Raw genomic sequence first — 25,258 nt, 5'->3', positions numbered from 1 at the left:
GGCGGCGACGGGATCACGCGCAAGCACCGCGAGGGTCGACGCCCCCGGCGCGGTCGTCAGCGGAAGTTGACGAACTGCAGGTCGACGTCGAGGTCGGCGGCCTTCAGCAGGCGGATGGTCTCCTGCAGGTCGTCGCGGCTTTTCGACGACACGCGCAGTTCGTCGCCCTGGATCTGCGACTTCACCGACTTCGGCGCCTCGTCGCGGATGAGCTTGCCGATCTTCTTCGCGTTCTCCTGCGAGATGCCGTCCTTCAGGGCGATCTCGATCCGGAACTCCTTGCCCGAGGGGTACGGCTCACCCGAGTCGAGCGACTTCAGCGAGATGCCGCGCTTGATGAACTTCGACTGCACCACGTCGAGCACCGCCTTGACGCGCTCGTCGGAGCTCGCCTTCAGCAGGATCTTCTCGCCCGACCACTCGACCGACGCGCCCACGCCCTTGAAGTCGTAGCGCTGCTCGACCTCCTTGCGGGCCTGGTTGACGGCGTTCTCCGCCTCCATCTTGTCGACCTTGCTCACGATGTCGAACGTCGAATCAGCCATGCGCGCCAGTCTAGCGACGGGTCGAGCGGATGCCACGGGGCGGGCTCTGCCCGATCCTTCCCTCCCTCCCTCCCTCCCTCCCTCCCTCCCTCCCTCCCTCCACGCCTCGAAGGGAGGTTTGCGCGTGCGAGCGAGGTCCGAGAGCCACCTCAGGCGCGGAAACCTCACTTGGAGGCGGGCGGTTCGCGCCCGCGACCGGTCCTCCACCGGTGGCAGCGCGGTACGTCTCACCACACCGGGGCGGGAGCACCCGCCGGGCGGGGCGGGTCGAGTCCCATGATCGAGGGGTGACCGATCCGCTCCCCAGCACTGAACACGGCCTCGTCCTCGCCCGCGACCTGCGCGCCGCCGGGCGGGACGCCGAGCTCTACGCGGCCGTCCGGGCCGGCTCGCTCGAGCGCGTTCGTCGCGGGGCCTACCGCGTGCCCGACCCCTCCGAGTCATCCATGCCCGCATCGAAGGTCGCCGCACTCCGGTATCGGGCGTCGGTCCACGCTGCCGCCGAGGCGCTGCACCGCCCGACCTTCACAGGCCATTCCGCGGCGGCCCTCGCAGGACTCCCCATCGTCGGGCCGTGGCCGTCGCACGTCGTGGTGTTGTCCCGCGACGGCCTCGGGAGCCGGCGACCCGGCGTCGTGTCCGTCGGACGTCCTGCCGAGCTCGATGTCGGAGCGACCGATGGTTGCGCGACGACCGCCATCGAGTTCACCCTGATCCAACTGGCGAAGCAGGCGCCGCTGGCGGCCGCGCTCGTCGCGACGGATGCCGCGCTCCACGTCCCGCGTGGCGCCCAGGCCGGCGCGCCCCTCACCACCCTCGACGCGCTCCGCGCCGAGCACGAGCGGCTCGGGCGGTATCCGGGGTGCCGCCGCGTCGACGCGGTGCTCGCCCGGGCCGTGACCGACGCCGAGTCGCCGCTCGAGACCATGAGCCGTCTGGTCATCGAGGAGTTCGGCTTCCCGATCCCGGTGCTCCAGCATCGGGTTCAGCTGCCGGATCTCGGGCGGCACGCCGACCTCGACTTCTACTGGCCCCGGCACGACGTCGCGGCGGAGGCGGACGGCGACGGCAAGTACCTCGGCGCGGGCGATGTCGCGGCCACGGCGAGGAGCGTCATCCGTGAGAAGCAGCGAGAGGACGCGATCCGGCGCGCGGTTCGCGGGTTCGCGCGCTGGGACTGGAAGGACATGTGGTCGAGGGAACCGCTCCGCGCGCGGCTGGTCGCGGCCGGCCTTCCCGTGGTCCGCGCTCCCGTCCGCCTGATCACGCTGAGGTGAGCACGCGCCGCTCGAAGCGAGGGTTCTGCGCCTGAGCGAAAGTTCCGTGTCGCACTCAGACGCGGAAACCTCGCTTGGAACCAGCGGCACCCGTGGGGCGGCACGGTCGAGCGGATGCCGCGGGGCGGCGGTGTGCGCGACGCGCCCGCCCCGCGGCATCCGGCCCTACTTGATCGAGCCCCGCGTCACGCCGGAGATGACCCACCGCTGGCTGAAGATGTAGATGATCAGCAGCGGCGCCATCGCCATGAGGTACGACGCGAACGCGACGGTGTAGTCGACGTTGAACTGGCCCTGGAACACGTACTGCACGAGCGGCAGCGTGCGCCAGGCCGGGTCGGTCAGCACGACGAGGGGCATGATGAAGTCGTTCCACGCCCACACGCACGTGAGGATGCCGACCGTCGCGTTCATCGGCATGAGCAGCGGGAAGATGATCTGCCAGAACACGCGCCAGGTGCCTGCGCCGTCCACCCGAGCCGCCTCGTGCTGTCGGGCGAGGGGGTGCGCCTGTGGGAGGTCGCGGGCGGCACGGCGCTCGCCGCGCTCGCCGCCGACCGCGACCCCGAGGCGACCCCGGTCACGGTGCACGTCGACGACGCCGGATTCGGCTCGTGGGCACGCGTGGCGGCGGCCGTCGCCATCCAGGGCGCGCTCGCGCGCCTGCGCCTGCCCGCCTGACGCGCGCCGCGCGCCGCGCGTCCCCTTCCGCCGCCCCTTTCGCTCGCACTCCTGCGGTTCGAAGTGAGGTTTCTGCGTGTGAGTGAGGTACGAGAGCTGCCTCGACCGCAGAAACCTCACTTCGAGGCGGAAGGAGGGAGGAAGACCGGGAAAAGGAGGAGGAAGAGAGGCGGGAGGCGGGCGTCAGGCCTCGGGAGGGGTCGCGGTGGACGAGCGCACGCGCAGCTCGAAGGGCAGTTGCGTGGTCGAGGCGCCGGGCGCGGCATCCGGACCGGGCTCGAGCTGCTCCATCAGGATCTCGACCGCCATCTCGCCCTGCCCGCGCGGGAACTGCGCCACCGTCGACAGTCCGAAGAAGTCGGAGAGGTCGTAGTCGTCGATGCCGACGATCGACACGTCGCGCGGGACCACGAGGCCGAGGTCGCGCGCGGCGAGGATCGACCCGATCGCCATCTCGTCGGATGCCGCGAAGATGGCCGTCGGCCGGTCGTGCGGGCGCCCGAGCAGCTGCTTGGCCGCGTGGTACCCGCCGGCGATCGTGAAGTCGGCCGGAGCGAAGAGCGACGGGTCGGGCTCGACCCCGACGTCGCGGAGCGCCGCCTCGTAGCCGAGGCGACGGTTGGTGGGGAGGTGGAAGTCGAGGTCGAACTCGAGGTCGCCGCCGATGTGCGCGATGCGCCGGTGCCCGAGCGCGATGAGGTGCTCGGTCGCGAGTCGTGCCACCGCGACGTCGTCGATCGTCAGCGTGCGCACGCCCGGGATGGGCCCGCCGACCCCGACGAGGGGCTTGCCGAGGTCGTGCAGGCGCTGGACCTCGTGCTCGGTGAGCTCGAGCGAGACGGCGATCACCGCGTCCACCCGCTGCCGCAGCAGGAAGTGCTCGAAGACACTCGACCGCTCGCGGCCGTCGCCCGAGAGGTTGTAGAGGGTGAGGTCGTAGCCCCGGCGCAGCAGCGCCTGCTGGGCTCCCTCGAGCACCGATGAGAAGAACCACCGGTTGAGGAACGGGATCACCACGCCGATGTTGCGCGTGCGCCCCGACGCGAGGCTCGACGCGTTCGACGAGACGACGTAGCCGAGGAGCGCCGCCGCCTCCTCGACCTTCGCCTTCGAGGCGGGGGAGACGTGGCCGCGCCCGCTCAGGGCACGCGAGACCGTCGCGGTGGAGACCCCCGCGAGCTTCGCCACTTCCTCGATGCCGGCCATCGCTCCTCGCCCGCCGCGGACTGCCCGGGATGCAGGCCGGCGGCACCCGATCCTATCGCCGCCCGGAGTGGCGCATTGCCGTGCCCCGCGTACTGGGGTAGGAAAGCAGGGTTCAGGGCTGGTCCGGTCGGGGGAGCAGGCTCGCCCACCGACGCAATGGAAGGGAAGACCGCGTGAAGTGGGTCAAGCGCATCCTCGTGGGGCTCGCCATCGTGTTCGCCCTCTTCTACATGGTCACACGCCCGGAGGACGCGGCCGACGCCGTGCAGGGGGCGGTCGAAGCCGTGTGGAACGGCGTCGAGGCGGTGGGACGCTTCTTCACGACGCTCGCGGCGGCGTGACGGCGAACGGATGCCGCCGGTGACGCCGCACGCACGGAGCCTCTTCGACCCGCGGGTCGAGCGGTTCCTCATCGCCGACGAGGGCGAGGTGATCGTCGACGAGGTCGCCAAGCACTGGGCGGCGATCGTGAAGCCGGTGATGCTCCTCGTCGCGGCGATCCCGGTGCTGCTCATCGCGTTCTTCGTCCCACCCCAGGCCTGGTGGCTGCCGGCGCTCGCCGCCCTGGTGCTCGCCGGCTGGGGCATGTGGCGCATCCTGCAGGCGCAGATGGATCGCTTCGTCATCACCAACATGCGCGTGTTCCGCGTGCACGGCATCCTCACCCAGAACATCGCGACGATGCCGCTCGCGCGCATCCTCGACATCTCGGTGCACCGGCCGGTGCTCGGCCGCGTGTTCGGCTTCGGGCACTTCGTGTTCGAGTCGGCGGCCCAGACGCAGGGGCTGAAGGAGATCCGGTACGTCGGCGCGCCCAACGAACGCGACCTCACCATCCAGCGCGTGATCGCCCGCGCGGGCCTGCGCGGGCCCGTCCGCAACGCCACCCAGCCCCAGCCGGCCGTCGCCCCCGGCGCGTTCCGGCCCCCGGTCCGGTACCCCGACCAGGTCCGCGACGAACGCCGCGACGAGCTCGGCCCGAACGACACGATGCCGATCCACCTGTGAGCGGATGCCGCGCTGCGGGCTGCCGCGACGCGGCGACCGGACGCCCGGGCGCGGGCCCTGCGCCATCCGCTCGCCTCGATTTCTCGACACGCCGTCGCTTGGGTATCCTTGTGTGGCCCCCGGTCGTGTGAACAACGTGGCCGGGTGTACGGCGAGTTACCCAAGCGGCCAAAGGGATCTGACTGTAAATCAGCTGTCTACGACTTCGGGGGTTCGAATCCCTCACTCGCCACATCGCGAAGCCCCGGTCCGCCGGGGCTTCCGTCGTCTGCGGGGCGTAGCGTGGGGGCATGACGCCTGACGCCGGCCACGCGGCATCCGCCGACCTGCTCTCGATCGCGCGACGCATCGCCCTCTCGGTCGCCGAGACCGCCCTGGAGGAGCGACGGCGGGGCATCGAGGTCACGGCGACGAAGTCGACCCCGACCGACGTGGTGACCGCGGTCGACCGCGACACCGAGGAGCGGATCCGGTCGATGATCCTCGATGCGCGACCCGACGACGGCATCTTCGGCGAGGAGGACGACACCCATGTCGGCACGAGCGGCCTGAACTGGGTCGTCGATCCGATCGACGGCACCGTGAACCTGCTCTACGACATCCCGGCGTGGTCGGTGAGCATCGGCGTCGTCGACGGGCCGCCCGATCCGGCGCACTGGAACGCGCTCGCCGGGGTCGTCGTGAACCCGGTCTCCGGTGAGGTGTTCTCCGCGGCATCCGGGGGAGGGGCCCACTTGGGCGACCGCGCGTTGCGGGTCAACGACGACGTGGCGTTGTCGCACGCGCTCGTCGCGACCGGCTTCGGCTACTCGGTCGAGCGGCGTCGCAGCCAGGCGGCGGCGCTGCTGCACGTGCTGCCGCGCATCCGCGACATCCGCCGCATCGGCTCGGCCGCGCTCGATCTCTCCGCAGTCGCGGCGGGCCGGCTCGACGCGTTCTACGAGCAGGGCCTGAACCCGTGGGACCACGCCGCCGGAGCGCTCATCGTGCGCGAGGCCGGCGGCCGCGTGGGCGGGCCGGACGGCGGCCGTGAGAGCGAACGACTGGTGCTCGCGGCGGCGCCGTCGCTGTACGACGCGCTCGACGCGCTGCTGCGCGACGCGGGCGTGCCGGCCGACTGAGCGGCGGCCCGGCCGGCAATGCGATCTGCGCCCGGACCGGGCCGGACGTGGCGAACCGGCCATGGACCGGTTACGCTTTACCGATCCGTGACCTCGGCCGGCGGCCGGGACTCATGGCCAACTCGTCCCCCGAAACCCGAGCCGAAAGCCCCCAACGTGCCCGAGTTCCCCCTCGTGCCCGACGAATCCACGCCAGGCACCCAGGCCCATTCGCGGCCTGAGCGACCCCTGACGCGTCGCGAGTTGCGGGACCGCACGACTCCTCCGGCCGAGCCGGCCGGCCCCCGAGCCGGCAGCGACTCGGCCGTCGGCGTCTCCGGGACGAGGTCGTTCGAATCGTTGCTGCCGGCGCGGGGCGTGGGAGCGCCGGTGTCGCCGGTGTCGACGCCGCTGCCGCCGCGCGTGGCACCGGCACCCGCTTCGCCGACGTCGTCCTCGACCGCGCCGGTCTCACCCTCGCGAGCGGATGCCACGGGCCCGCTCCGTCCGCGCGACCGCCGGGCGCCGTCCGACTCGCACGCGATGCCCGTGCCGGGCGCCGCTTCCGCGGCGCGGCCGCCGGCCGCGTCCGCCCCGGCCTCGAACACCGGTGAGCTGACCCCCCGCCGGCTGCGCCGCGATCCGGCGCAGCAGACCGGCGGAATCGCTCCGGCGGCACCGCCCGCCGGATCGCCGCGCCCGGAGTCGGGCGGCCAGGTGCCGTCGCAACCCTCGATCCGGCCGCGCTCCGCGCCGGCGCCGCACTCGCAGGTCGGGGCCGAGCATGGCCAGCCCGCGCGGGAGTGGAACCGCGCGGCGAATCCGCCGTCGGCGCCCCATGGCCGTGCGCCCGCCTCGGAGGCGTCCCGTCCGCAGCAGCCGCAGCGCCGTGCCGAGGTTCCGTCCCCGCCCTCCGTCCAGGCGCGGCCGCTGCCGCACCAGCGTCAGCCGCTGCCGCACGAGCTGCAGCAGCAGGAGCCGCTCCAGCAGGAGCCGCTCCGCCGGCAGCCGCTGCCGCAGGACCAGCCGCAGCCGCAGCTGCGTCGGCCCACGCAGTCGCAGTCGCACCCCACGGCCGGGCAGCCCCGGCCCGAGTCCGTGCGCCGGCCCCGCGGCGCGGAGGCCCTCGATGCCGACCGGCCGCGCGACCCGCGCGCCGACTCCACCGCCGACCTCTCCGCGGTGCTCGCCGCCGCGGTCGACGCCGCACACGCCCCGGCCGGGCACGAGTACCGCGAGTTCGACGTCGAGCCGCAGCCGACCCGTGCGCCCGCACGAACCCCTCGACGCGACGCCCCTGAGGATCGCACCGCGCGCGCCGACGCGGCCGCCGGCCGCCGGCACTCGGCCCCGGAAGCGCGTCAGACCGAGCGCGATCCCCGCGCCGTCGCCGCGGATCCGGGTCCGCAGCGGCCGCAGGAGCAGCGCGCGCCCGGTCGCCGCACGCCGGCCGACGTCGCGGACCGCCCGGCCGTCGCGGACCGCCCGGCCGACCGGCCCGCATCGGCGGCTCCGGCCGCCACGCCGCCGGTCCCGCGCCGCGCGAACCCCGCGCCTGCGACTCGCCCCGCCGGGGCGGCCGCGGCCGCATCGCGCCCCGCACGGCGGCGCTCGCTCCGCCGGGCGCTCACGAGCCGCTTCGCCAGCACCGTCGCCATGGGATTCGTGGCGCTGCTCGCGGTCGCGACATCCGTGCCGTCGCTCTCGCTGCTCTCGCCCGCCGACGTCCAGGCGATGGCGCTCGGCGACACCACCGCCGTCACGATCGACGGCCAGCGCGTCGAGATCACCGGCGACAGCGCCACGGCGATGATCGGCCGGGAGGACTACCAGGCGCAGACGATCGAGGAGTACGCCCGCGCGGCCGGCATCCGGCCCGAGGCCACCTTCACGAACAACCCGCTGGGCACGATCCAGTGGCCCTTCGCGGTCGGCGTGCACATCGGCGACCGCTTCGGGTACCGGAACTGCGCGGGCTGCTCGACCAACCACCACGGCCAGGACTTCAACCCGGGCGACGGCGCCGAGATCCAGTCGATCGCCGACGGCGTCGTGTCGGTCTCCACCGACTCCGGTGGATCGCTCGGCGCCGTGGTGATGGTCGACCACGTCATCGACGGGCAGACCATCACGAGCGTGTACGCGCACATGCAGTACGGCACGCGCCGTGTCGAGGTCGGCGACGTGGTCGAGGTGGGCGACGTGCTGGGCAACACGGGCAACACGGGCATGTCGACCGGGCCGCACCTGCACTTCGAGATCCGTATCGGCGGCGTCGGCGGATACTGGGTCGACCCGCTCGAGTGGCTCTGGGCCAACACCAACTGACGGATGCCGCGGGCCCGTGCCCGCCGCCGAGCCGCGCGCCCGTGCCCACCGCCGCGCGCCCGTGCCCACCGCAGTGCGCCCGTCGCATCCAGACTCGGCGCGCCCGCGACGCTCGCCGCGCGCGATCCCGTCCCGTCCCGCCCGACGGGAGGTTTCTGCGCCCGAGTGAGGTCTGAGAGTTCCCGCGAGCGCAGAAACCTCCCGTTGGCCGGGCGAACGGGGCGAGCGGGACGGGCGGGACGGTGCGGCACAACGCGAACGGGGCGGGACGGGCGCGCGGCACGGGCGAGCGGGGCGGGACGGGGCGGCGCAACGCGAGGGGGGCGGATGCCGCAGCATGCGCCCCCCCTCGCCGTGCGCGAAGGCTACGTGCGCAGCCAGACGGTCGTGTCGCCCGGCAGTTCGCCGCCCGAGACGTCCTCGCTGGCGAGCAGGACGTCGCCCGCCGGCATCGGGATCGGGTCGGAGCCGGTGTTGCCGATCACGACGACCGACCCGTTCCGGAACGCGAGCACGTCGTCGGCGAAGCCGTCGAGCCACACGACGGCGCCGGTCGCGAGCGATTCCGTTCGGCGGATGCGGAGCGCGGCGCGGTAGAGCTCCAGCGTCGAACCGTCGACGCCGCGCTGCCGGTCGCGGGCGAGCGAGGCCCACTCCGCGGGCTGCGGCAGCCACGCGGCATCCGTCGGACCGAAGCCGTAGGACGGGGCGTCGGCCTCCCAGGGGATGGGCACGCGGCATCCGTCGCGGCCGTAGCGCTCGCCGTCCGTGCGGAACCAGGTCGGGTCCTGGCGGGCCTCGTCGGGCAGGTCGATCGCCTCGGGGAGGCCGAGCTCCTCGCCCTGGTAGATGTAGGCCGAGCCGGGCAGCGCGAGCATGACCGCGGTCGCGGCACGGGCGCGGCGGAGGCCCACGACCGGGTCGGGCAGGCCGGGGCTCTTCGGGCCGATGCCGTGGCCCTGCAGGCTGTCGGCGCGCAACGCCAGGCGCGAGGCGTGGCGGATCACGTCGTGGTTCGAGAGCACCCAGGTCGACGGGGCGCCGACCGCAGCGAAGGTCTCGATCGAGTGGTCGATGACGGCGCGGAGCGCGGCCGCCTCCCACGGCGTCTCGAGGTAGGCGAAGTTGAACGCCTGGTGCATCTCGTCGGGCCGCACCCACTTCGCGACGCGCGTGAGCGGGTCGACCCACGCCTCGGCGGCGAGGATGCGCTCGCCGTCGTACGAGTCGAGCAGCGCCCGCCAGTCGCGGTAGACCTCGTGCACGCCGTCCTGGCCCCAGTACGGTGCGCCGTCGCCCTCGTCGTGGATCTCCGGTTCGAGCGGCACGCCGGCCTCGAGGCCGTGGGCGTTGCCGCCCATCGAGCCCGCGTCGGCGGGCGGGGTGTAGTCGGGCAGGCCGTCGGCCTTGATCAGGCCGTGCGCCACGTCGACGCGGAAGCCGTCGACGCCGCGGTCGAGCCAGAACCGGAGGATTCGGCGGAACTCCTCGCGCACCTCCTCGTTGGTCCAGTCGAAGTCGGGCTGCGAGCTGTCGAAGATGTGGAGGTACCACTGGCCGGGGGTGCCGTCGGGTTCGACGACCCGCGTCCACATCGGCCCGCCGAAGACGGACTGCCAGTTGTTGGGCGGCAGTTCGCCGTGCGCGCCCCTGCCCTCGCGGAAGACGTAGCGGGCGCGCTCGGGGCTGCCGGGTGCGGCGGCGAGGGCCTGCTGGAACCACATGTGCTGGTCGGACGAGTGGTTCGGCACGAGGTCGACGATGACCTTGAGGCCGAGCCGGTGCGCCTCGGCGAGCATCTCGTCGAAGTCCGCGAGCGTGCCGAAGAGGGGGTCGACGTCGCAGTAGTCGGCGACGTCGTAGCCGCCGTCCTTCTGCGGCGAGGCGTAGAACGGCGAGAGCCAGACGGCGTCGACGCCGAGGTCGGCGAGCTCGGGAAGCCGGGAGCGGATGCCGGCGAGGTCGCCCATGCCGTCGCCGTTCGCGTCGGCGAACGACCGGGGGTAGATCTGGTAGATCGCGGCGGTGCGCCACCATTCGGAAGTCATGAGGAACGATCCTAAGTCAGCTGGGGGATTTCTGAAAGCGTTTGCAGACTGCAGCAGCCCGCGCATTCCTGTGTAAACGGTATCGAAGCGATAACGCCGAGTTGTCAATGCGACGCTGACAGGGTATACCTGAAACCGCTTGCAATCACGATGCGAGCGACATCCAACGGAAGAACGGCCTTTCGAGCACGGTGCGAGTCACCAGGCGAAGGCGCCGATCTCACGCACACTGAGAAGGGCACACACCAATGCGGGTGAACAAGAAGAGCCTGTTCGCGGCCGGCGCCGTCGCCGTCGTCGCGACCCTGGGTCTCGCGAGCTGCGCGAGCGGCGACGCCGACAACGGCGACAACGGAGCTTCGGCCGAGGGCGGCACGCTGACCGTCTGGGTCGACGCCGAGCGCGTCGACGCGGTCCAGCCGGCCGCCGACGCCTACTCCGAGGAGACCGGCGTCGAGGTCGAGATCGTCGGCAAGGACGTCGCCACGATCAAGGACGACTTCATCCAGCAGGTCCCGACCGGCGAAGGCCCCGACATCACCATGGGCGCGCACGACTGGCTGGGCGAGCTCTCGACCAACGGCGTCGTCGCGCCGCTCGAGCTCGGCGACTCCGCCGGCGACTACCTCGATGTCGCGATCAACGCCGCGACCTACGAGGGCACCGTCTACATGCTCCCCTACGCGGTCGAGAACATCGCGATCCTGCGCAACGCCGACCTCGTCCCCGAGGCCGCGGCCAACTTCGACGACATGATCGCCAAGGGCCAGGCCGCCGGCCTCGACAAGCCGTTCGTGGTCGAGCAGGGCGCCGAGGGCAACCCCTACCACCTCTACCCGTTCCAGACGGCGTTCGGCGCCCCGGTCTTCGGCACCAACGACGAGGGCTACGACCCCACCGACCTCCAGCTCGGCAGCGCGGGCGGCGTCGAGTTCGCGAACTGGCTCGGCAGCCAGGGCAAGAACGGCGCCGGCAACTTCAACACCGACATCGACGGCGACATCGCCAAGCAGTCGTTCCTCGACGGCACCGCGGCCTTCTGGCTGACCGGTCCGTGGAACCTCAGCGCTGCGACCGACGCGGGCATCAACGTCGCGATCGACACGATCCCCAGCCCGACCGGTGAGCCCGCCTCGCCGTTCGCCGGCGTCAAGGGCTTCTTCGTGAGCTCGGAGTCGGACAACAAGGTCGCCGCGAACGACTTCCTGGTGAACTACATCGGCACCGAAGAGGTCCAGCTCGACCTGTTCGAGGCCGGCAACATCCTGCCCGCGCTCTCGGCCGCTGCCGAGACCGCGTCGAGCGACCCGATCATCGAGGGCTTCGCTGCCGTCGGTGCCGAGGCCGTTCCGATGCCCGCCATCCCCGCCATGGGTTCGGTGTGGCAGTACTGGGGCATCGCCGAGGCCTCGATCATCAACGGCGAGGACCCGGCCGCGACGTGGGAGAAGCTCACGGCCGACGTCCAGGCTGCGATCGACGCCAAGTAGCGAATGAGCGCTCCGGGCCGGACGTCCACGCGACATCCGGCCCGGAGCACTCCCGTTCCACCGGAGGACCGAGCAGGATGGGCAGCATGATCGACGAGGACGTCACGGCCACCGCCGAGGCCACGAAGAAGCCGACGAAACGGCAGCGCCAGGCGGCGGGGATCGCCGACGCGGCATCCGGCAGCATGAAGGCGTTCATCGTCAAGCTCGTGCTGATGGGCCTCGTCGACGCGATCGCGGTCTACGCGGTGTTCATCCTCGCCATGCAGCGCGAGTGGCTCGTGCTCGGCGTGATTGTCGCCGTCACCGCCATCGTCAACTGGATCTACTTCTCCCGCCGGCGCCTCCCCGCCAAGTACCTCACGCCCGGCATCATCTTCCTCTCGCTCTTCCAGGTGTTCGTGCTCCTCTACACGGGGTACGTCGCCTTCACGAACTACGGCACCGGCCACAACGGCTCCAAGGAGCAGGCCGTGAGCTCTCTCATGGCCGCATCGCTCGAGCGCGTGCCCGACTCGCCGACCTACAAGGTCACCGTGGTCGACCAGCTCGGCACCCTCGGCCTCCTGGTCACCGATCCCGACGGCGACGTGCAGCTCGGCACGATGGAGCAGCCCCTCGCCGAGGTCGACGCCGAGATGGACGGCGGCAAGGCCGTCGCCACCGAGGGGTGGACGACGCTGAGCTTCGGCGAGGTCATCCAGCGCACCGACGAGATCACCGAGCTCGCGGTGCCCGCCTCCGACGATCCCAACGACGGCGCCCTCCGCACCCCGGACGGCTCCAACGGCTACCTGTACACCTCGAACCTCGAGTACGACGAGGCGGCCGGCACCATGACCGACCTCTCCACCGGCACGGTCTACTCCGACATCGGCACCGGCGCGTTCGTCGCCGAGGACGGCGACGAGCTGCGGCCCGGCTGGCAGATCGTCGTCGGGTTCGACAACTTCATCCGCGCGGTCACCGACCCGCGCCTGGCCGGCCCGCTCGTGTACGTCACGCTCTGGACCTTCGCGTTCGCGCTCATCTCGGTCGCCTCGACGTTCTTCCTCGGCCTGTTCCTGGCCATCACCTTCAACGACATGCGGATGCGGGGCCGCAAGGCCTACCGCATCGCGATGATCCTCCCGTACGCCATCCCGTCGTTCCTGTCGGCGCTGGTGTGGGCGGGCATGATGAACGAGAGCTTCGGGTTCATCAACCAGGTGCTCCTGGGCGGGGCCTCGGTGCCCTGGCTCACCGACCCGTTCGTCGCGAAGATCTCGGTGCTCATCGTGAACCTGTGGCTCGGGTTCCCCTACATGTTCCTCGTCTGCCTCGGCGCGCTGCAGTCGATCCCCGACGACGTGCAGGAGGCCGCCACGGTCGACGGCGCGAGCTCGTGGAACGTGTTCCGCCTGATCAAGCTGCCGCTGCTCCTCGTGAGCGTCGCACCGCTGCTGATCGCGTCGTTCGCGTTCAACTTCAACAACTTCAACGTCATCTACATGTTGACCAACGGCGGCCCGCGCGACACCGGCGCCCCGATCCCGGTCGGCTTCACCGACATCCTGATCTCGATGGTCTACAAGGTGGCGTTCACCGGCCAGACCCGCGACTACGGGCTCGCGTCGGCGTACTCGATCATCATCTTCATCGTGGTCGCGGTGATCTCGATCATCGCCTTCCGTCGCACCAAGTCGCTCGAGGAGATCAACTGATGACCGACCAGCGTCCCGTCCCCGGCACCGAGACCGGCCTCCTCGAGGGCGAGATCGTCGAGGAGCGCGCCGCCGTCAAGGCCGGCGGCGACCCCGAGCTCGAGCGCACCGTCACGCCCAAGCGTCCCTTCAACCTCGCGCGCTGGTTCAAGGCCACCGGATGGCGCCACCTGGTCGGGCTCGTCATGGTCGCGTTCGCGCTCTTCCCGATCGTGTTCGTCATCTCGTCGTCGCTCAATCCGACCGGCACGCTGACGGGCTCGAACGCCCTCTTCTCGCAGATCGGCTTCGACGCCTACGCACGGATCCTGACCAACCCGCAGGTGCCGTTCACGACGTGGTTCGCGAACACGATCATCATCGCGGGCGTCACGGCGATCCTGACGGTCTTCCTCGGCGCGCTGGCCGCCTACTCGTTCTCGCGCATGCGGTTCACCGGCCGCCGGTTCGGGCTCATCTCGATCGTCGTGATCCAGATGTTCCCGCAGATGCTCGCCGTGGTCGCCATCTTCCTGGTGATGACGGCGATCAGCGACTGGTTCCCAGCGATCGGCCTGAACACGCACATCGGCCTCATCATGGTCTACCTCGGCGGCGCGCTCGGCGTGAACACGTACCTCATGTACGGCTTCTTCAACACGATCCCGTCGTCGATCGACGAGGCGGCGAAGATCGACGGCGCCGGCCACGCGCGCATCTTCTTCACGATCATCCTGCGCCTGGTCGCACCGATCCTCGCCGTCGTCGCCCTCCTGTCGTTCATCTTCTCGGTGAACGAGTACGTGGTCGCGTCGGTCATCCTCATCGACACCGAGAAGCAGACCCTCGCGGTGGGCCTCGTGAAGCTCGTCTCCAACCCGCGCTACGCGGACTGGGCGGCGTTCTCGGCCGGCGCGGTCATCGCGGCGCTGCCGGTGGTGCTGCTCTTCCTCTACCTGCAGAAGTACATCGTCGGCGGCCTCACCGCCGGCGCCGTGAAGTAGCCACCGGTTCCGGCGAACGGATGCCGCGCGCGGGTCGCCCGCGACGCGGCATCCGTCGTCTCGGGCGCTAGCATGTCGCTCGCCCCCGCGTTCCCGTCCCCACCCCTCGGAGCCCCCATGGACACCCCTGCACCCGTTCCGCCCGCCCCGTCGCCGACGCTCCCGCTGCCGCTCGGCGCGACCCGGCCCGACGGATCGCCCGACTCCGTCGCCACGCAGGTCGCCGCGTACGGACCGGGCGTCCCGTCGCCCTACGCCGTGGCCCCTGCCTGGGCTCCGCCCGCGCCCCCGCACAACGTGCTCGCGTGGGTCTCGTTCGGACTCGCGATCGGCGGCGTCCTCTTCGGGCTGCTCGCGACGATCCCCGCGATCGTCTGCGGTCACCTCGCCCGGCGGCAGATCGCCGAGCGCGGCGAGGCCGGCGGTCCCGCAGCGCTCGCCGGGCTCATCATCGGCTACGCGCTGACCGCGTTGATCGTGCTCGGAATCGGGCTCTACGTGCTCCTGCTGGTCTTCATGATCACCGCCGCGGGCGCCTCGTCGGGCGTGGGATCGGGCATCTGACGCACGATTTCTTGCACGCGCCCGGCGGTGATATCCTCGTGTGGTTGCCGCGAGAGCGGCACTGCCCCGATAGCTCAGTGGTAGAGCACTTCCATGGTAAGGAAGGGGTCGTCAGTTCAATCCTGACTCGGGGCTCTGGTTCCTCCGGCTCGGCCGGGGAAGCCTCGCGGCGGGGTAGCTCAGGTGGTTAGAGCACACGGCTCATAATCGTGGTGTCGCGGGTTCGAGTCCCGCCCTCGCTACACATCTCCGGCTCGGATCCGACGCGGATCCGAGCCGTTCCGCGTCTTCGGGGCATTCCCGCCCCGGGTCGACGCCGCCGGCCCGGTCGGGAATGCCGGCGCCGCGGACGCGTTGGCCTCAGGCAGGGGCACGCTCGCCGGCCGGCCCCGGCGAGGAGGACACGTGACCGAGCAGACCGCCGTCGGGCTGCGCTCCGAGCGCGGACCCGTGCTGGCCGCGCTCATGCTGTGCACGGGTCTCGTCGCCATCGAGGCGACGATCCTCGCGACGGCCGTGCCCTCGATCGTGGCCGACATCGGCGGATTCGCGCAGTTCCCCTGGCTGTTCTCGATCTACCTGCTCGCCCAGGCGGTCTCGGTCCCCGTGTACTCGAAGCTCGCGGACACCGTCGGGCGCAAGCCGATCATGCTCGTGGGCATCGGCGCCTTCCTCGTCGGCTCGATCCTCGCCGGCTTCGCCTGGGACATGACCTCCCTCATCGTGTTCCGCGCGATCCAGGGCCTCGGCGCGGGCGCCGTGCTGCCGGTCTCGATCACGATCACCGGCGACATCTACACGGTGCGCGAGCGCGCGCGGGTGCAGGGCTACATCGCGAGCGTCTGGGCGGCGTCATCCGTCATCGGACCCTCGCTCGGCGGCCTGTTCGCCGAGTACCTGACGTGGCGGTGGATCTTCTTCGTCAACATCCCGCTCAGCCTCATCGCGGCGTGGATGCTGGTCCGCAACTACCACGAGACCGTCGAACGGCGCAGGCACCGCATCGACCTCGCGGGCGCCGCCGTGCTCACGGTCGGGCTCACGCTGCTGATCCTCGCCATCCTCGAGGGCGGCCAGGCGTGGGCGTGGACCTCCTGGCAGAGCCTGGGCGCGTTCTCCGTCGCGGCGCTCCTCCTCGCGGTGTTCGTGATGATCGAGCGTCGGGCGGCCGAGCCGGTGCTGCCGCTCTGGCTCTTCTCGAGACGGCTCATCATCACCACGTCGCTCGTCTCGCTCGGCGTCGGTGCGGTGCTGATCGGCCTCACGTCCTACGTGCCGACCTTCCTCGAGGTGTCGGCGGGCACGTCGCCGCTGGTGTCCGGGCTCGCGGTCGCCGCCCTCACGCTGGGCTGGCCGATCTCCGCGTCGCAGTCCGGGCGGCTCTACCTGCGCATCGGGTTCCGGAACACGGCGTTCGTCGGGCTGGCCGTCGCGGTGCTCGGAGCGGCGGGGCTGATCGCCGCCACGATCGTCCCGAATCCGCTGACGACCGCGCTCGCGTGCTTCGTCGTGGGGCTCGGGCTCGGGCTCGTCGCCTCGCCGACGCTCATCGCCGCGCAGTCGTCGGTGCCGTGGTCCGAGCGGGGGGTCGTGACCGGCGCGAACATGTTCCTGCGATCGATGGGCAGCGCCGTCGGCGTCGCGGTCTTCGGCGCCGTCGCGAACGACGTGATCGCCCGGTCCGGGCTCGGGCCGCACTCGGCCGCCGCGATCCAGGATGCCTCCGCCGCGGTCTTCACCGGGGTGGCGATCGCCGCCGTCGCGACGATCGGCGGCGCGATCGCGATGCCGCGCGCCCGGGTGGACGACATCGAGCACCGGCCCGCGGAGCAGGCGGAGCCCGCCGCCGGCGCCTGAGCGAGCGCGGTTCGACCCGGCGCTAGCGGATGGAGCGCCCCGCGTCGACCACCTGCGACCGACCCGTCGCCCGACCTACCGTGGTGGGGGAGGTGCGCTCGGATGGACGTGCAGAAGGACCTCGACCGCCCGCCGGCGACGGGTGGACGTGCGACGGATGCGCCGGAGGCACCCCGCTCGGAGGGGGCGGCCGCGGCAGTCCGCACGCCGGCGCCCGCCCCGACCCGCCGGGAGGCGCGCGCGGCCGCCGACGCGCGCCAGCGCCCCGAGGCGGAGCGCATGAACGCCGCGGAGCAGCTCGCCGAACGCCTCGACAAGCCGATGGGGATCCTCGGCATCGTCTTCCTGTTCGTCGTGCTCGGGCAGGTGCTGGCGCAGGATCCGACGCTCGTGACCGTGTTCTCGGTCCTGGGCTGGATCTTCTGGGCGATCTTCGTGGCGGAGTTCGCGCTGCGCGCCTGGGTCGCCCGGTCGGTCGCGTTCTGGCGGCGCAACTGGTGGCAGCTGCTGTTCCTCGCGGTGCCGTTCCTCCGCTTCTTCCGCGTGCTCACGTTCTTCCGGGTCGCGCCGATCGCGCGGCTGGGCGGCGTGCTCTCCGCCGGCGTCCGGGGTTCACGGTCGGCCGGACGGCTGCTGTCGGACCGCATCTCGTGGCTCGCCGCCGTCACCGCGGTCGTCATCCTCGCGGCCAGCCAATTGCACTACCTGACCGGCGACGGCATCAGCTACGGCGAGGCCCTGTACCAGACCGCGCTCGCGACCGTGACCGGGGCGCCGCTCGAGGGCGACTCGCCGCTCACCCGGATCCTGCACGTGGCGCTCTCGGTCTACTCGGTCGTCGTCTTCGCGACGCTCGCGGGCTCGCTCGGCGCCTACTTCCTCGAGAAGCCGGTGCAGCGGCGGCGCGAGGCCGCCGAGTCGTCGCACGGCGCCGGCGACGCCCCACCGGTCGATCCGGCCGCGTCCGATCCGGCCGCGTCCGATCCGGCCGGCGACGTCGCGGCGGTCGCCGCCGACACCCGATCCGTCACCGTCGCCCCCGGCGCCGACGAGACCGGGGGCCGCGCCGATCGGCGCGACCCCCGGTGACCTCCGTCCCGCGGCGTCAGACGCGGGCCGGACGACGCACCGCGTCGCCGAGCGCCTCCGCGTCGAGCGCGTACAGGTCGCGCGACCCGGCCGTCGCGGCGGCGGCCAGACCCGAGACGGCCGGCAGCAGCTGCTCGGCGTAGAACCGCGCGAGGGGCAGCTGCGTCTCGCCGATGGGGTCGCCGTCGAGGTCGCGAGCCGCGAGCGCCGACTTCGCGAGCAGCCAGCCGCCGACCACGAGCCCCCAGATGCGCAGGTACGGCGTGGAGCCCGCGAGGACCGAGTTCGGGTCCCCGCCGGCGCCCGTGCGCAGCATCCAGCCCGTCGCCTGCTCGAGCACGTCGAGACCCGCAGCCAGCTGCGTGCGGACGGACGCGAAGTCGTCGCCGGCGCCCGCGAGCTCGCCGTCCAGCTCGCGCATCTCGGCGATGAACTCGAGGAACGACGCCCCGTTCCGGACGCCCAGCTTGCGGCCGACGAGGTCGGCGGCCTGGATGCCGTTCGTGCCCTCGTAGATCGCGGCGATGCGCACGTCGCGGTAGTGCTGGGCGGCGCCGGTCTCCTCGATGAAGCCCATGCCGCCGTGGATCTGCAGCGCGAGCGACGTCAGCTCGTTGCCGAGGTCGGTGCCGAAGGACTTGCAGATGGGGGTGAGCAGCCCGACGATCTCGTCCGCGCGGGCGCGCGTCGCGGCATCCGGGTGGTGGGTCGAGACGTCGACCTGCACGGCGTTCAGCAGCATCATGCGGCGGAGCGCCGCGATGTACGCCTTCTGCGTCATGAGCATGCGGCGCACGTCGGGGAAGTCGATGATCGGCGAATCCTGCGTGGCGCCGATCGCGCGGCCCTGGATGCGCTCCTTCGCGTAGTCGAGCGACTGCTGGTACGCGCGCTCGGCCACGGCGAGGCCCTGCGTTCCCACCGAGAGGCGGGCGCTGTTCATCATCACGAACATGATGCGCATGCCGAGGTTCTCGTCGCCGATGAGGTAGCCCGTCGCATCCTCGTACTGCAGCACGCAGGTGGGCGACCCGTGGATGCCCATCTTGTGCTCGACGCCGATCGTCTGCACGCCGTTGCGCTCGCCGAGCGAGCCGTCCTCGTTCACGAGGAACTTCGGCACGATGAAGCACGAGATGCCCCTGGTGCCCGCGGGCGCGTCGGGCGTGCGAGCCAGCACGAGGTGCACGATCTGCTCGCTCAGGTCGTGGTCGCCGAACGTGATGTAGATCTTCTGGCCGGTGATGCCGTAGGTGCCGTCGGGCCGCTTCACGGCCTTCGTGGTGAGGGCGCCCACGTCGGAGCCGGCGTGCGGCTCGGTGAGGTTCATGGTGCCGGCCCACTCGCCGCTGACCATCTTGGGCAGCCACGCGTGCTTCTGCTCGTCGCTGCCGTAGTGCAGGAGGGCCTCGATCGCGCCCTGCGTGAGCAGCGGCGCGAGCGAGAAGGCCATGTTGGCCTCCATCATCAGCTCCTGGATGGCGAGGCCGATCGTGCGGGGGAACGCGCCGCCGCCGAACTCCTCGGGCAGGGGCACCGAGCCCCAGCCGGCGTCGACGTACGCGGCGTACGCGCGCTGGAAGCCGGTGGGCGTGGTCACGGTGCCGTCGGCGTTGAGCCGGGCGCCCTCGACGTCGCCGGCGCGGTTGGTGGGGGCGACGACCTCGGCCATGAAGCCGCCGACCTCCTCGAGGATCTCGGTGACGGTGTCGTAGTCGGCGTGTTCGAAGCCGGGGAGCTCTGCGATTCGCTCATACCCCACGACATGCTTCAGTGCATACGCGAGGTCGGCGACGGGCGGACGAAAATCAGTCATGGTCGGAGGCTAACCCGCGTGCGCGAGGGTGCGTCGACATTCGTCGCGATCGACGACGACGCTCCGCCGAAGCCGCGTCGCGCTTGTGGCATCCGGCAACCGGGTGCCGGACGGCGCCGCCCCGGGGGCGACCCTCACGGCGTCGAGGGGCCCCGCCCGATGCTCAGCCACTCGCCGGCGTCGTCCGCGCCGGCGGATCCGCCGCGAGCGCCGGACGATCCGTCGGCGCCCTTCATCGCGTCGAGCTGCCGGTCGATCTCGGCCTTGGCCGACATCGAGGCGAGCTGCCGTTCGATGTCGGCGTCGGGCCGGGCGGTGAGGTCGGTGAGCGCGCCGCTCGCGAGCAGTTCGTCGGTGGCCGCGGCGCGGGCCTGCATCTGGGCGACCCGGTCGCGGGCGCGGTCGAGGCTGGTGCCCACGTCGTCGATCGACGCGCCGATGCCGGCGACCGCCTCGTTGGCGCGCACCTGCGCCTGCGAGGCCGTGTAGGTCGCCTTGATCGTCTCCTTCTCGATGCGGAACGCGGCGATCTGCTCCGAGAGGTGCCGCTCGCGCTCCTCCAGCTGGTCGGTCTGCTTCTGCATGCCGGCGTACTGCTGCTGCAGTGCCGCAACCTGGCGCTCGATGAGCGCGCGGCGCTCGAGCGCGGCACGGGCGAGGTCCTCGCGGCCGCCGTGCAGCGCCTCCTGCGCCTGCGATCCGAGCTTCGCGTAGCGCGCGCCGAGCTCCTGCCCCTGCAGGTCGATCCGCTTCTTCGCGGTGGCGACCTCGGCGAGCGCCTGGCGCACCTGCTGCAGCAGCTTGACCTGCTGGTCGTAGCTGTCGTCGAGCATCTCGCGGGGGTCCTCGATCCGGTCGAGGGCCCGCGAGGTCTTGCTCCGGAAGATGTCTCGCATGCGCGACGAGTTGCTCATGTCGTGTTCCCCTTATCGTGAGCGGTCGAGTCGTGCGTCGGGCGCCCGCATCGGCTGCGGATGCCGCGCACCGGGCGCGTCCCGCCCGTTGAGGGTCCGCAGTCGGTCCACGCCGGCGTGGAGTGCGGCGACCTCGTGGTCGACCTCGCTGCGGAGCGCCGCGAGCGAGTCGTCGGTCAGGTCGGCGAGGCCGGAGGCGACGGCCGACCGCAGGCTCCGCACCATGCGGACCACCTGCTCGACGCGCTGCTCGGCCGAGTGGAGCTCGTCGGCGACGACCGCGGCGTCCACCTCGCTCTCCATGAGCTTGAGCTGACGGTCGAGCGCCTCGCCCTCGCGCCGGATCCGGCCGTAGAGCCGGTCGAGTTCGCCTCGGGGCCCATCTCCGGTGCGGGCGACCTCGACCGCCGACGCCCCGCTCGACAGGGCGTCCGCCAGCCGGACGCGCAGGCCGAGCACACGGCCGCGGGGCCCGGGCGTGACCCGCGCCCGTGCGCGGAGGACGCGACCGCCGAGCGCTCGGCTGCGGCGGATGCGGCGGCAGACGGCGCGGATGACGAGCACGACGGTGACCACGGTGAGCACGGCGATGACGAGCAGGACGGCGAAGATCCAGAGCAGGACTTCCATGGGCATACCTCCACGCCAACTCGCGATATAACGCAATCTACGCCCGATCACGCGAATGGGGGAGGGGTCCGGGGAAACTCACATGGTCGGCCCGCCGAGCCGACCCGCGGCTACGCTGGGGCGGGTGACGGATGGCACGCCCCTCGCGCCGCTCGGACTCGGCCTGGCCGCGCTCGGCCGTCCGGCCTACATCACGGCGGGGCGCGCGACCGACCTCGGCGACGACCGCAGCGTCGAGGCGATGCGCGCACGCACGCACGCGATGCTCGACGCCGCGTGGGCCCGCGGCATCCGCTTCATCGACGCGGCCCGATCGTACGGGCGCGCCGAGGAGTTCCTCGGCTCATGGCTCGCCGCGCATCCCGGGCGGCGGCCCGCGCTCACGATCGAGTCGAAGTGGGGCTACGAGTACGTGGGCGGATGGCGGATGGCCGCCGACCCGCACGAGCGCAAGGAGCACTCGACCGCGATGCTCGAACGGCAGTGGCCGGAGACCCTCGCGGCGCTCGGCGGGGCACCCGACCTGTACCTCGTGCACTCGGTGACGCCTGGCAGCGCCGCGCTCGCCGACCCGCTGCTCGTCGACCGGCTCCGCGCCCTCGCCGGATCGGGCGTGCGCGTGGGGATCTCGACGAGCGGCCCGCAGCAGGGCGAGGTGCTCGACGCCGCGCGGGAACTGCCGGACTCGCCGTACACGGCGGTGCAGTCGACCTGGAACCTGCTCGAGCCGTCGGCCGGGCCCGCGCTCGGGCGCGCCCAGGAAGCGGGGTGGTTCGTCGTGGTCAAGGAGGCGCTCGCGAACGGGCGGCTCACGCCGGCCGGCGGCGAGGCGACCGCCGAGGGCGTCGCCTCGGTGCACGGCCGGGCGATCGATTCGCTGGCCCTCGGCGCGGCACGCGCCCGGCCCTGGGCCGCGGTGGTCCTGTCCGGCGCGGTCACGCCGGCCCAACTCGACCGGAACCTCGCGTCGGAGGCGCCGACGGGCACCGAGCCGCTGGGCGCGCTCGCCGAGGATCCGGCCGCGTACTGGTCGGCGCGAAGCGCACGCGACTGGACCTGATCCGGCGCGACGGCGGAAAGGCCACCCGGACGCGGCGAACGCCCCGTGCCGGAGCCGGGGCGTTCGCCGTCGATGCTCAGATCGACTGCGGGAGGATGTCGAACGCGACGCGTCCGTCCTCGTCCACGTGCGCGTCGAGCGTCTTGTCGCCGAGGGCCTCGGCGGCCTTCTCGCCGACGTACACGCGCGCGCCCCCTTGCTCGATGACCGCGTCGTGCTCCTCGGGCGCCGGCGCGATGGCGACGCCGAATTCGCTCCCCGTCGCGTCCTCGCTGTCGATGCGGAGGCCGGCCCCTGCCGGGGCACCACTGCGGTCGACGATCTCCTTCACGACGGTGCTCGCCGTATCGGTGAGAGTCAGCATGTCGTTCCTCCTTCACTCGTCACGAGCCCTCCACCTTTCACGAGCCCGCCGATCGCGGCGACCCCTTGCAGGACCACGGCGGATGCCGCAGACTGGGCGCCCCGCGGCATCCGGGCTTCGCACAGGCGCGCGGACTACCCTGAAGCGTGACTTCCGTGGATTCCCCCGTCGAGGCCGCGGCTCCCGAGGAGCCCGCCGCGATCACCTTCTCCGACCTCGGGCTCGAGGGCGCGGTGCTGAAGGCCCTCGACGACGTCGGCTACGAGACGCCCTCCGCCATCCAGGCGGCGACCATCCCGACCCTGCTCTCCGGGCGCGACGTCGTCGGCCTCGCGCAGACCGGCACGGGCAAGACGGCCGCGTTCGCGCTGCCGATCCTCGCCCGGCTCGACGTCTCGCAGAAGACCCCCCAGGCGCTCGTGCTCGCCCCCACCCGCGAGCTCGCGCTGCAGGTGTGCGAGGCGTTCGAGCGGTACGCGGCCCACCTGCGCGGCGTGCACATCCTGCCCGTCTACGGCGGCCAGGGGTACGGGGTGCAGCTGTCTGCGCTCCGCCGCGGCGTGCACATCGTCGTCGGCACGCCCGGGCGCATCATGGACCACCTCGACAAGGGCACGCTCGACCTCTCCGAGCTCAAGTACCTCGTGCTCGACGAGGCCGACGAGATGCTGAAGATGGGCTTCGCCGAGGACGTCGAGACGATCCTCGCCGACACCCCCGACGAGAAGCAGGTGGCGCTGTTCTCGGCCACCATGCCCGCCACGATCCGCCGGATGTCGCAGCAGTACCTGCACGACCCGGAGGAGATCACGGTCAAGTCGAAGACCCAGACCTCCGCGAACATCACCCAGCGGTACCTCGTGGTCTCGTACGCGCAGAAGGTCGACGCGCTCACGCGGATCCTCGAGGTCGAGAACTTCGAGGGCATGATCGTGTTCGTCCGCACCAAGAACGAGACCGAGACGCTCGCCGAGAAGCTCCGCGCCCGCGGCTACGAGGCCGCCGCGATCAACGGCGACGTCGCGCAGGCGCAGCGCGAGCGCACGGTCAACCAGCTGAAGTCGGGCAAGCTCGACATCCTCGTGGCGACGGATGTCGCGGCCCGCGGCCTCGACGTCGAGCGCATCAGCCACGTCGTCAACTTCGACATCCCCACCGACAGCGAGCCGTACGTGCACCGCATCGGCCGCACGGGCCGCGCGGGCCGCACCGGCGACGCGATCAGCTTCGTCACGCCCCGCGAGCGCGGCCTGCTCGCGCGCATCGAGAAGGCGACGAAGCAGCCCATCGAGCAGATGCAGCTGCCGAGCGTCGACGAGGTCAACGTGACCCGGCTCACCCGGTTCGACGACCGCATCACCGCGGCGCTGGGGCAGGCCGAGCGCATCGACGGCTTCCGCGACATCATCGCCCACTACGTCCGTCACCACGACGTGCCCGAGGCGGATGTCGCGGCGGCGCTCGCCGTCGTGGCGCAGGGCGACTCGCCGCTGCTGCTCGAGCCCGAGCCGGAGCGGCCGCAGCGCGACCGGTTCGACCGCGACCGCGACCGAGGCGGACGCGACCGGTTCGATCGCGACGACCGCCGCGACCGGGGCGATCGGGGCGACCGCCCGGAGCGCCGTCCGCGGCCGGGCGGCCGTCCGATGACCACCTACCGCATCGCGGTCGGCCGGCGCCAGCGGGTCGAGCCGAGGCAGATCGTCGGGGCGCTCGCGAACGAGGGCGGGCTGCAGCGCGACGACTTCGGCGCGATCCAGATCCGGCCGGACTTCTCGCTCGTCGAGCTCCCCGCCGACCTGCCCGGCGAGGTCTTCGACCGGCTCTCGGGCACGCGCATCTCGGGCAGGCTCATCGAGCTGCGCCCCGACACCGGCCCGAAGCGCCGTCCGCGCGACGGCGACCGGCCGTACCGCCGCCCCCGCGACGACGAGCGCGGCGACGAGGGCTTCCGCGACGACCGGCCCGCCCGCAAGCCGCGGCACTCCAAGCGCTGACGGACGGCGCCGCGGCCCGGCGGGGTCTCACGTGCGCCGGGCGAGCTCCTCGCTGCGCCACCGCTCGTAGCGCTCCCACGGGTCGTCGGCGCCCGCAGCCACCTCGGCGACGTGGGCGAGAAGCGGCGGGTCGGGCCGGAACCACTCCGTCCCGGGCCAGCGCGAGGCCGCGAACTGCTCGTGCCGCCGCCGCTCGAGGAGGCGCCCGCCGCGCTCGAACGCGAGCACCTCGTCGTGCGGGATCACCGCGAGTCTGCGGCGCGGGTTCGACGACGTGCCGACCTTGACCCGATCGCGCCAGCGCACGTAGTAGACGACGTCGACCCGAGGAGGCACGACCTCGAGGTCGGGCACCTCGCCCACCCGCCATTCGCACACCGCGCACACCCAGCCCGAGGGGTAACGCACCCCGACGCGCGAACCGCAGACCAGGCACGTGCCGGGTAGGACGTCGGAGACCCCCTCGGCACGGGTCACCCAGTCGTGCGCGGCGAGCAGGTGCCGAGTGCACAGCGACAGCGGTGCGCCCGGTTCGACGGGCGCCCCGCAACGGCCGTGGTCGTCGACGGCGGTGCACGTCGCGGCATCCGTTCGCATG

22 protein-coding genes, 3 tRNA genes and 1 pseudogene are annotated in these 25,258 nt (G+C 72.1%); 17 read left to right on the top strand and 9 right to left on the bottom strand.

The window, feature by feature from the left end:
• Window positions 1-56 precede the first annotated feature (56 nt).
• Window positions 57-545: a YajQ family cyclic di-GMP-binding protein gene (locus tag ACUY4T_RS04485; protein WP_446017702.1), complete on the bottom strand. Its 489-nt coding sequence runs from the start codon at window positions 543-545 to the stop codon at window positions 57-59.
• 287 nt (window positions 546-832) lie between these two features.
• Between ACUY4T_RS04485 and ACUY4T_RS04480 the strand changes: the two genes are divergently transcribed.
• Window positions 833-1,822, top strand: a complete 990-nt coding sequence (locus ACUY4T_RS04480) for a type IV toxin-antitoxin system AbiEi family antitoxin domain-containing protein (protein WP_446017701.1) — start codon at window positions 833-835, stop codon at window positions 1,820-1,822.
• Window positions 1,823-1,987: 165 nt separating this feature from the next.
• Here the strand turns inward: ACUY4T_RS04480 and ACUY4T_RS04475 are convergent.
• Window positions 1,988-2,308 (bottom strand): annotated as a pseudogene (locus ACUY4T_RS04475) (carbohydrate ABC transporter permease); the annotation flags it as partial.
• Here ACUY4T_RS04475 and ACUY4T_RS04470 point away from each other — a divergent pair.
• Complete coding sequence (locus ACUY4T_RS04470) at window positions 2,309-2,503, top strand: hypothetical protein (protein WP_446017789.1); 195 nt, start codon at window positions 2,309-2,311, stop codon at window positions 2,501-2,503.
• Between the two features lie 183 nt (window positions 2,504-2,686).
• On the opposite strand, the gene ACUY4T_RS04465 is transcribed toward ACUY4T_RS04470, so the two are convergent.
• The gene (locus ACUY4T_RS04465; protein WP_446017699.1) at window positions 2,687-3,709 is read right to left on the bottom strand and encodes a LacI family DNA-binding transcriptional regulator; all 1,023 of its coding nucleotides are present in this window, start codon (window positions 3,707-3,709) and stop codon (window positions 2,687-2,689) included.
• A gap of 173 nt (window positions 3,710-3,882) precedes the next feature.
• Here ACUY4T_RS04465 and ACUY4T_RS04460 point away from each other — a divergent pair, with 173 nt between their 5' ends.
• The 5 genes from ACUY4T_RS04460 (at window position 3,883) to ACUY4T_RS04440 (ending at window position 8,145) form a co-directional block, all read left to right on the top strand.
• Complete coding sequence (locus ACUY4T_RS04460) at window positions 3,883-4,050, top strand: hypothetical protein (RefSeq protein WP_446017698.1); 168 nt, start codon at window positions 3,883-3,885, stop codon at window positions 4,048-4,050.
• A 19-nt stretch (window positions 4,051-4,069) separates the two neighbouring features.
• Complete coding sequence (locus tag ACUY4T_RS04455; RefSeq protein ID WP_446017696.1) at window positions 4,070-4,717, top strand: PH domain-containing protein; 648 nt, start codon at window positions 4,070-4,072, stop codon at window positions 4,715-4,717.
• Between the two features lie 150 nt (window positions 4,718-4,867).
• A tRNA-Tyr gene (locus ACUY4T_RS04450) sits at window positions 4,868-4,949 on the top strand.
• A 58-nt stretch (window positions 4,950-5,007) separates the two neighbouring features.
• The gene (locus tag ACUY4T_RS04445; RefSeq protein ID WP_446017695.1) at window positions 5,008-5,838 is read left to right on the top strand and encodes an inositol monophosphatase family protein; all 831 of its coding nucleotides are present in this window, start codon (window positions 5,008-5,010) and stop codon (window positions 5,836-5,838) included.
• Between the two features lie 696 nt (window positions 5,839-6,534).
• On the top strand, window positions 6,535-8,145 hold the full coding sequence (locus ACUY4T_RS04440) for a M23 family metallopeptidase (protein WP_446017694.1): 1,611 nt from the start codon (window positions 6,535-6,537) through the stop codon (window positions 8,143-8,145).
• A 365-nt stretch (window positions 8,146-8,510) separates the two neighbouring features.
• Here the strand turns inward: ACUY4T_RS04440 and ACUY4T_RS04435 are convergent, their stop codons facing one another.
• The gene (locus ACUY4T_RS04435; protein ID WP_446017693.1) at window positions 8,511-10,193 is read right to left on the bottom strand and encodes a glycoside hydrolase family 13 protein; all 1,683 of its coding nucleotides are present in this window, start codon (window positions 10,191-10,193) and stop codon (window positions 8,511-8,513) included.
• A 248-nt stretch (window positions 10,194-10,441) separates the two neighbouring features.
• Here ACUY4T_RS04435 and ACUY4T_RS04430 point away from each other — a divergent pair, with 248 nt between their 5' ends.
• The 8 genes from ACUY4T_RS04430 to ACUY4T_RS04395 all read left to right on the top strand — a co-directional run bounded on the left by ACUY4T_RS04430 (window position 10,442) and on the right by ACUY4T_RS04395 (window position 17,879).
• Window positions 10,442-11,683, top strand: a complete 1,242-nt coding sequence (locus ACUY4T_RS04430; protein ID WP_446017692.1) for a sugar ABC transporter substrate-binding protein — start codon at window positions 10,442-10,444, stop codon at window positions 11,681-11,683.
• An 86-nt stretch (window positions 11,684-11,769) separates the two neighbouring features.
• Window positions 11,770-13,386: an ABC transporter permease subunit gene (locus ACUY4T_RS04425; RefSeq protein ID WP_446017691.1), complete on the top strand. Its 1,617-nt coding sequence runs from the start codon at window positions 11,770-11,772 to the stop codon at window positions 13,384-13,386.
• Window positions 13,386-14,369 (top strand): sugar ABC transporter permease, encoded by a 984-nt coding sequence (locus ACUY4T_RS04420; RefSeq protein WP_446017690.1) that lies wholly within the window; start codon window positions 13,386-13,388, stop codon window positions 14,367-14,369. The genes ACUY4T_RS04425 and ACUY4T_RS04420 overlap by 1 nt, the downstream gene beginning before the upstream one ends.
• Before the next feature lie 117 nt (window positions 14,370-14,486).
• The gene (locus ACUY4T_RS04415) at window positions 14,487-14,933 is read left to right on the top strand and encodes a DUF4190 domain-containing protein (protein WP_446017689.1); all 447 of its coding nucleotides are present in this window, start codon (window positions 14,487-14,489) and stop codon (window positions 14,931-14,933) included.
• Window positions 14,934-14,996: 63 nt separating this feature from the next.
• Window positions 14,997-15,068, top strand: a tRNA-Thr gene (locus ACUY4T_RS04410).
• Window positions 15,069-15,101: 33 nt separating this feature from the next.
• Window positions 15,102-15,175, top strand: a tRNA-Met gene (locus ACUY4T_RS04405).
• A 223-nt stretch (window positions 15,176-15,398) separates the two neighbouring features.
• The gene (locus ACUY4T_RS04400) at window positions 15,399-16,790 is read left to right on the top strand and encodes an MFS transporter (RefSeq protein ID WP_446017782.1); all 1,392 of its coding nucleotides are present in this window, start codon (window positions 15,399-15,401) and stop codon (window positions 16,788-16,790) included.
• A 102-nt stretch (window positions 16,791-16,892) separates the two neighbouring features.
• A complete protein-coding gene (locus ACUY4T_RS04395; RefSeq protein WP_446017688.1) occupies window positions 16,893-17,879 on the top strand; it encodes an ion transporter in 987 nt (328 codons plus the stop codon).
• A gap of 16 nt (window positions 17,880-17,895) precedes the next feature.
• Here the strand turns inward: ACUY4T_RS04395 and ACUY4T_RS04390 are convergent, their stop codons facing one another.
• The 3 genes from ACUY4T_RS04390 to ACUY4T_RS04380 all read right to left on the bottom strand — a co-directional run bounded on the left by ACUY4T_RS04390 (window position 17,896) and on the right by ACUY4T_RS04380 (window position 21,239).
• On the bottom strand, window positions 17,896-19,695 hold the full coding sequence (locus ACUY4T_RS04390; protein WP_446017687.1) for an acyl-CoA dehydrogenase family protein: 1,800 nt from the start codon (window positions 19,693-19,695) through the stop codon (window positions 17,896-17,898).
• A 134-nt stretch (window positions 19,696-19,829) separates the two neighbouring features.
• A complete protein-coding gene (locus tag ACUY4T_RS04385; protein WP_446017686.1) occupies window positions 19,830-20,609 on the bottom strand; it encodes a PspA/IM30 family protein in 780 nt (259 codons plus the stop codon).
• A gap of 12 nt (window positions 20,610-20,621) precedes the next feature.
• On the bottom strand, window positions 20,622-21,239 hold the full coding sequence (locus tag ACUY4T_RS04380) for a hypothetical protein (RefSeq protein WP_446017685.1): 618 nt from the start codon (window positions 21,237-21,239) through the stop codon (window positions 20,622-20,624).
• A gap of 124 nt (window positions 21,240-21,363) precedes the next feature.
• On the opposite strand from ACUY4T_RS04380, the gene ACUY4T_RS04375 reads away from it, so the two are divergent.
• Window positions 21,364-22,299: an aldo/keto reductase gene (locus tag ACUY4T_RS04375; protein ID WP_446017684.1), complete on the top strand. Its 936-nt coding sequence runs from the start codon at window positions 21,364-21,366 to the stop codon at window positions 22,297-22,299.
• 76 nt (window positions 22,300-22,375) lie between these two features.
• Here the strand turns inward: ACUY4T_RS04375 and ACUY4T_RS04370 are convergent, their stop codons facing one another.
• Window positions 22,376-22,663, bottom strand: a complete 288-nt coding sequence (locus ACUY4T_RS04370; protein ID WP_446017683.1) for an iron-sulfur cluster biosynthesis family protein — start codon at window positions 22,661-22,663, stop codon at window positions 22,376-22,378.
• Window positions 22,664-22,809: 146 nt separating this feature from the next.
• Here ACUY4T_RS04370 and ACUY4T_RS04365 point away from each other — a divergent pair, with 146 nt between their 5' ends.
• Window positions 22,810-24,660: a DEAD/DEAH box helicase gene (locus tag ACUY4T_RS04365; RefSeq protein ID WP_446017682.1), complete on the top strand. Its 1,851-nt coding sequence runs from the start codon at window positions 22,810-22,812 to the stop codon at window positions 24,658-24,660.
• A 27-nt stretch (window positions 24,661-24,687) separates the two neighbouring features.
• On the opposite strand, the gene ACUY4T_RS04360 is transcribed toward ACUY4T_RS04365, so the two are convergent.
• Window positions 24,688-25,257 carry a GIY-YIG nuclease family protein gene (locus ACUY4T_RS04360; protein WP_446017681.1) on the bottom strand — a complete coding sequence of 190 codons (570 nt, stop codon included), beginning with the start codon at window positions 25,255-25,257 and terminating at the stop codon, window positions 24,688-24,690.
• Window position 25,258 lies beyond the last annotated feature (1 nt).

This window comes from Agromyces arachidis, assembly GCF_052805135.1.
The sequence above is the reverse complement of the archived record's forward strand: the minus strand, read 5'-3'. Positions and strand labels throughout refer to the sequence as shown.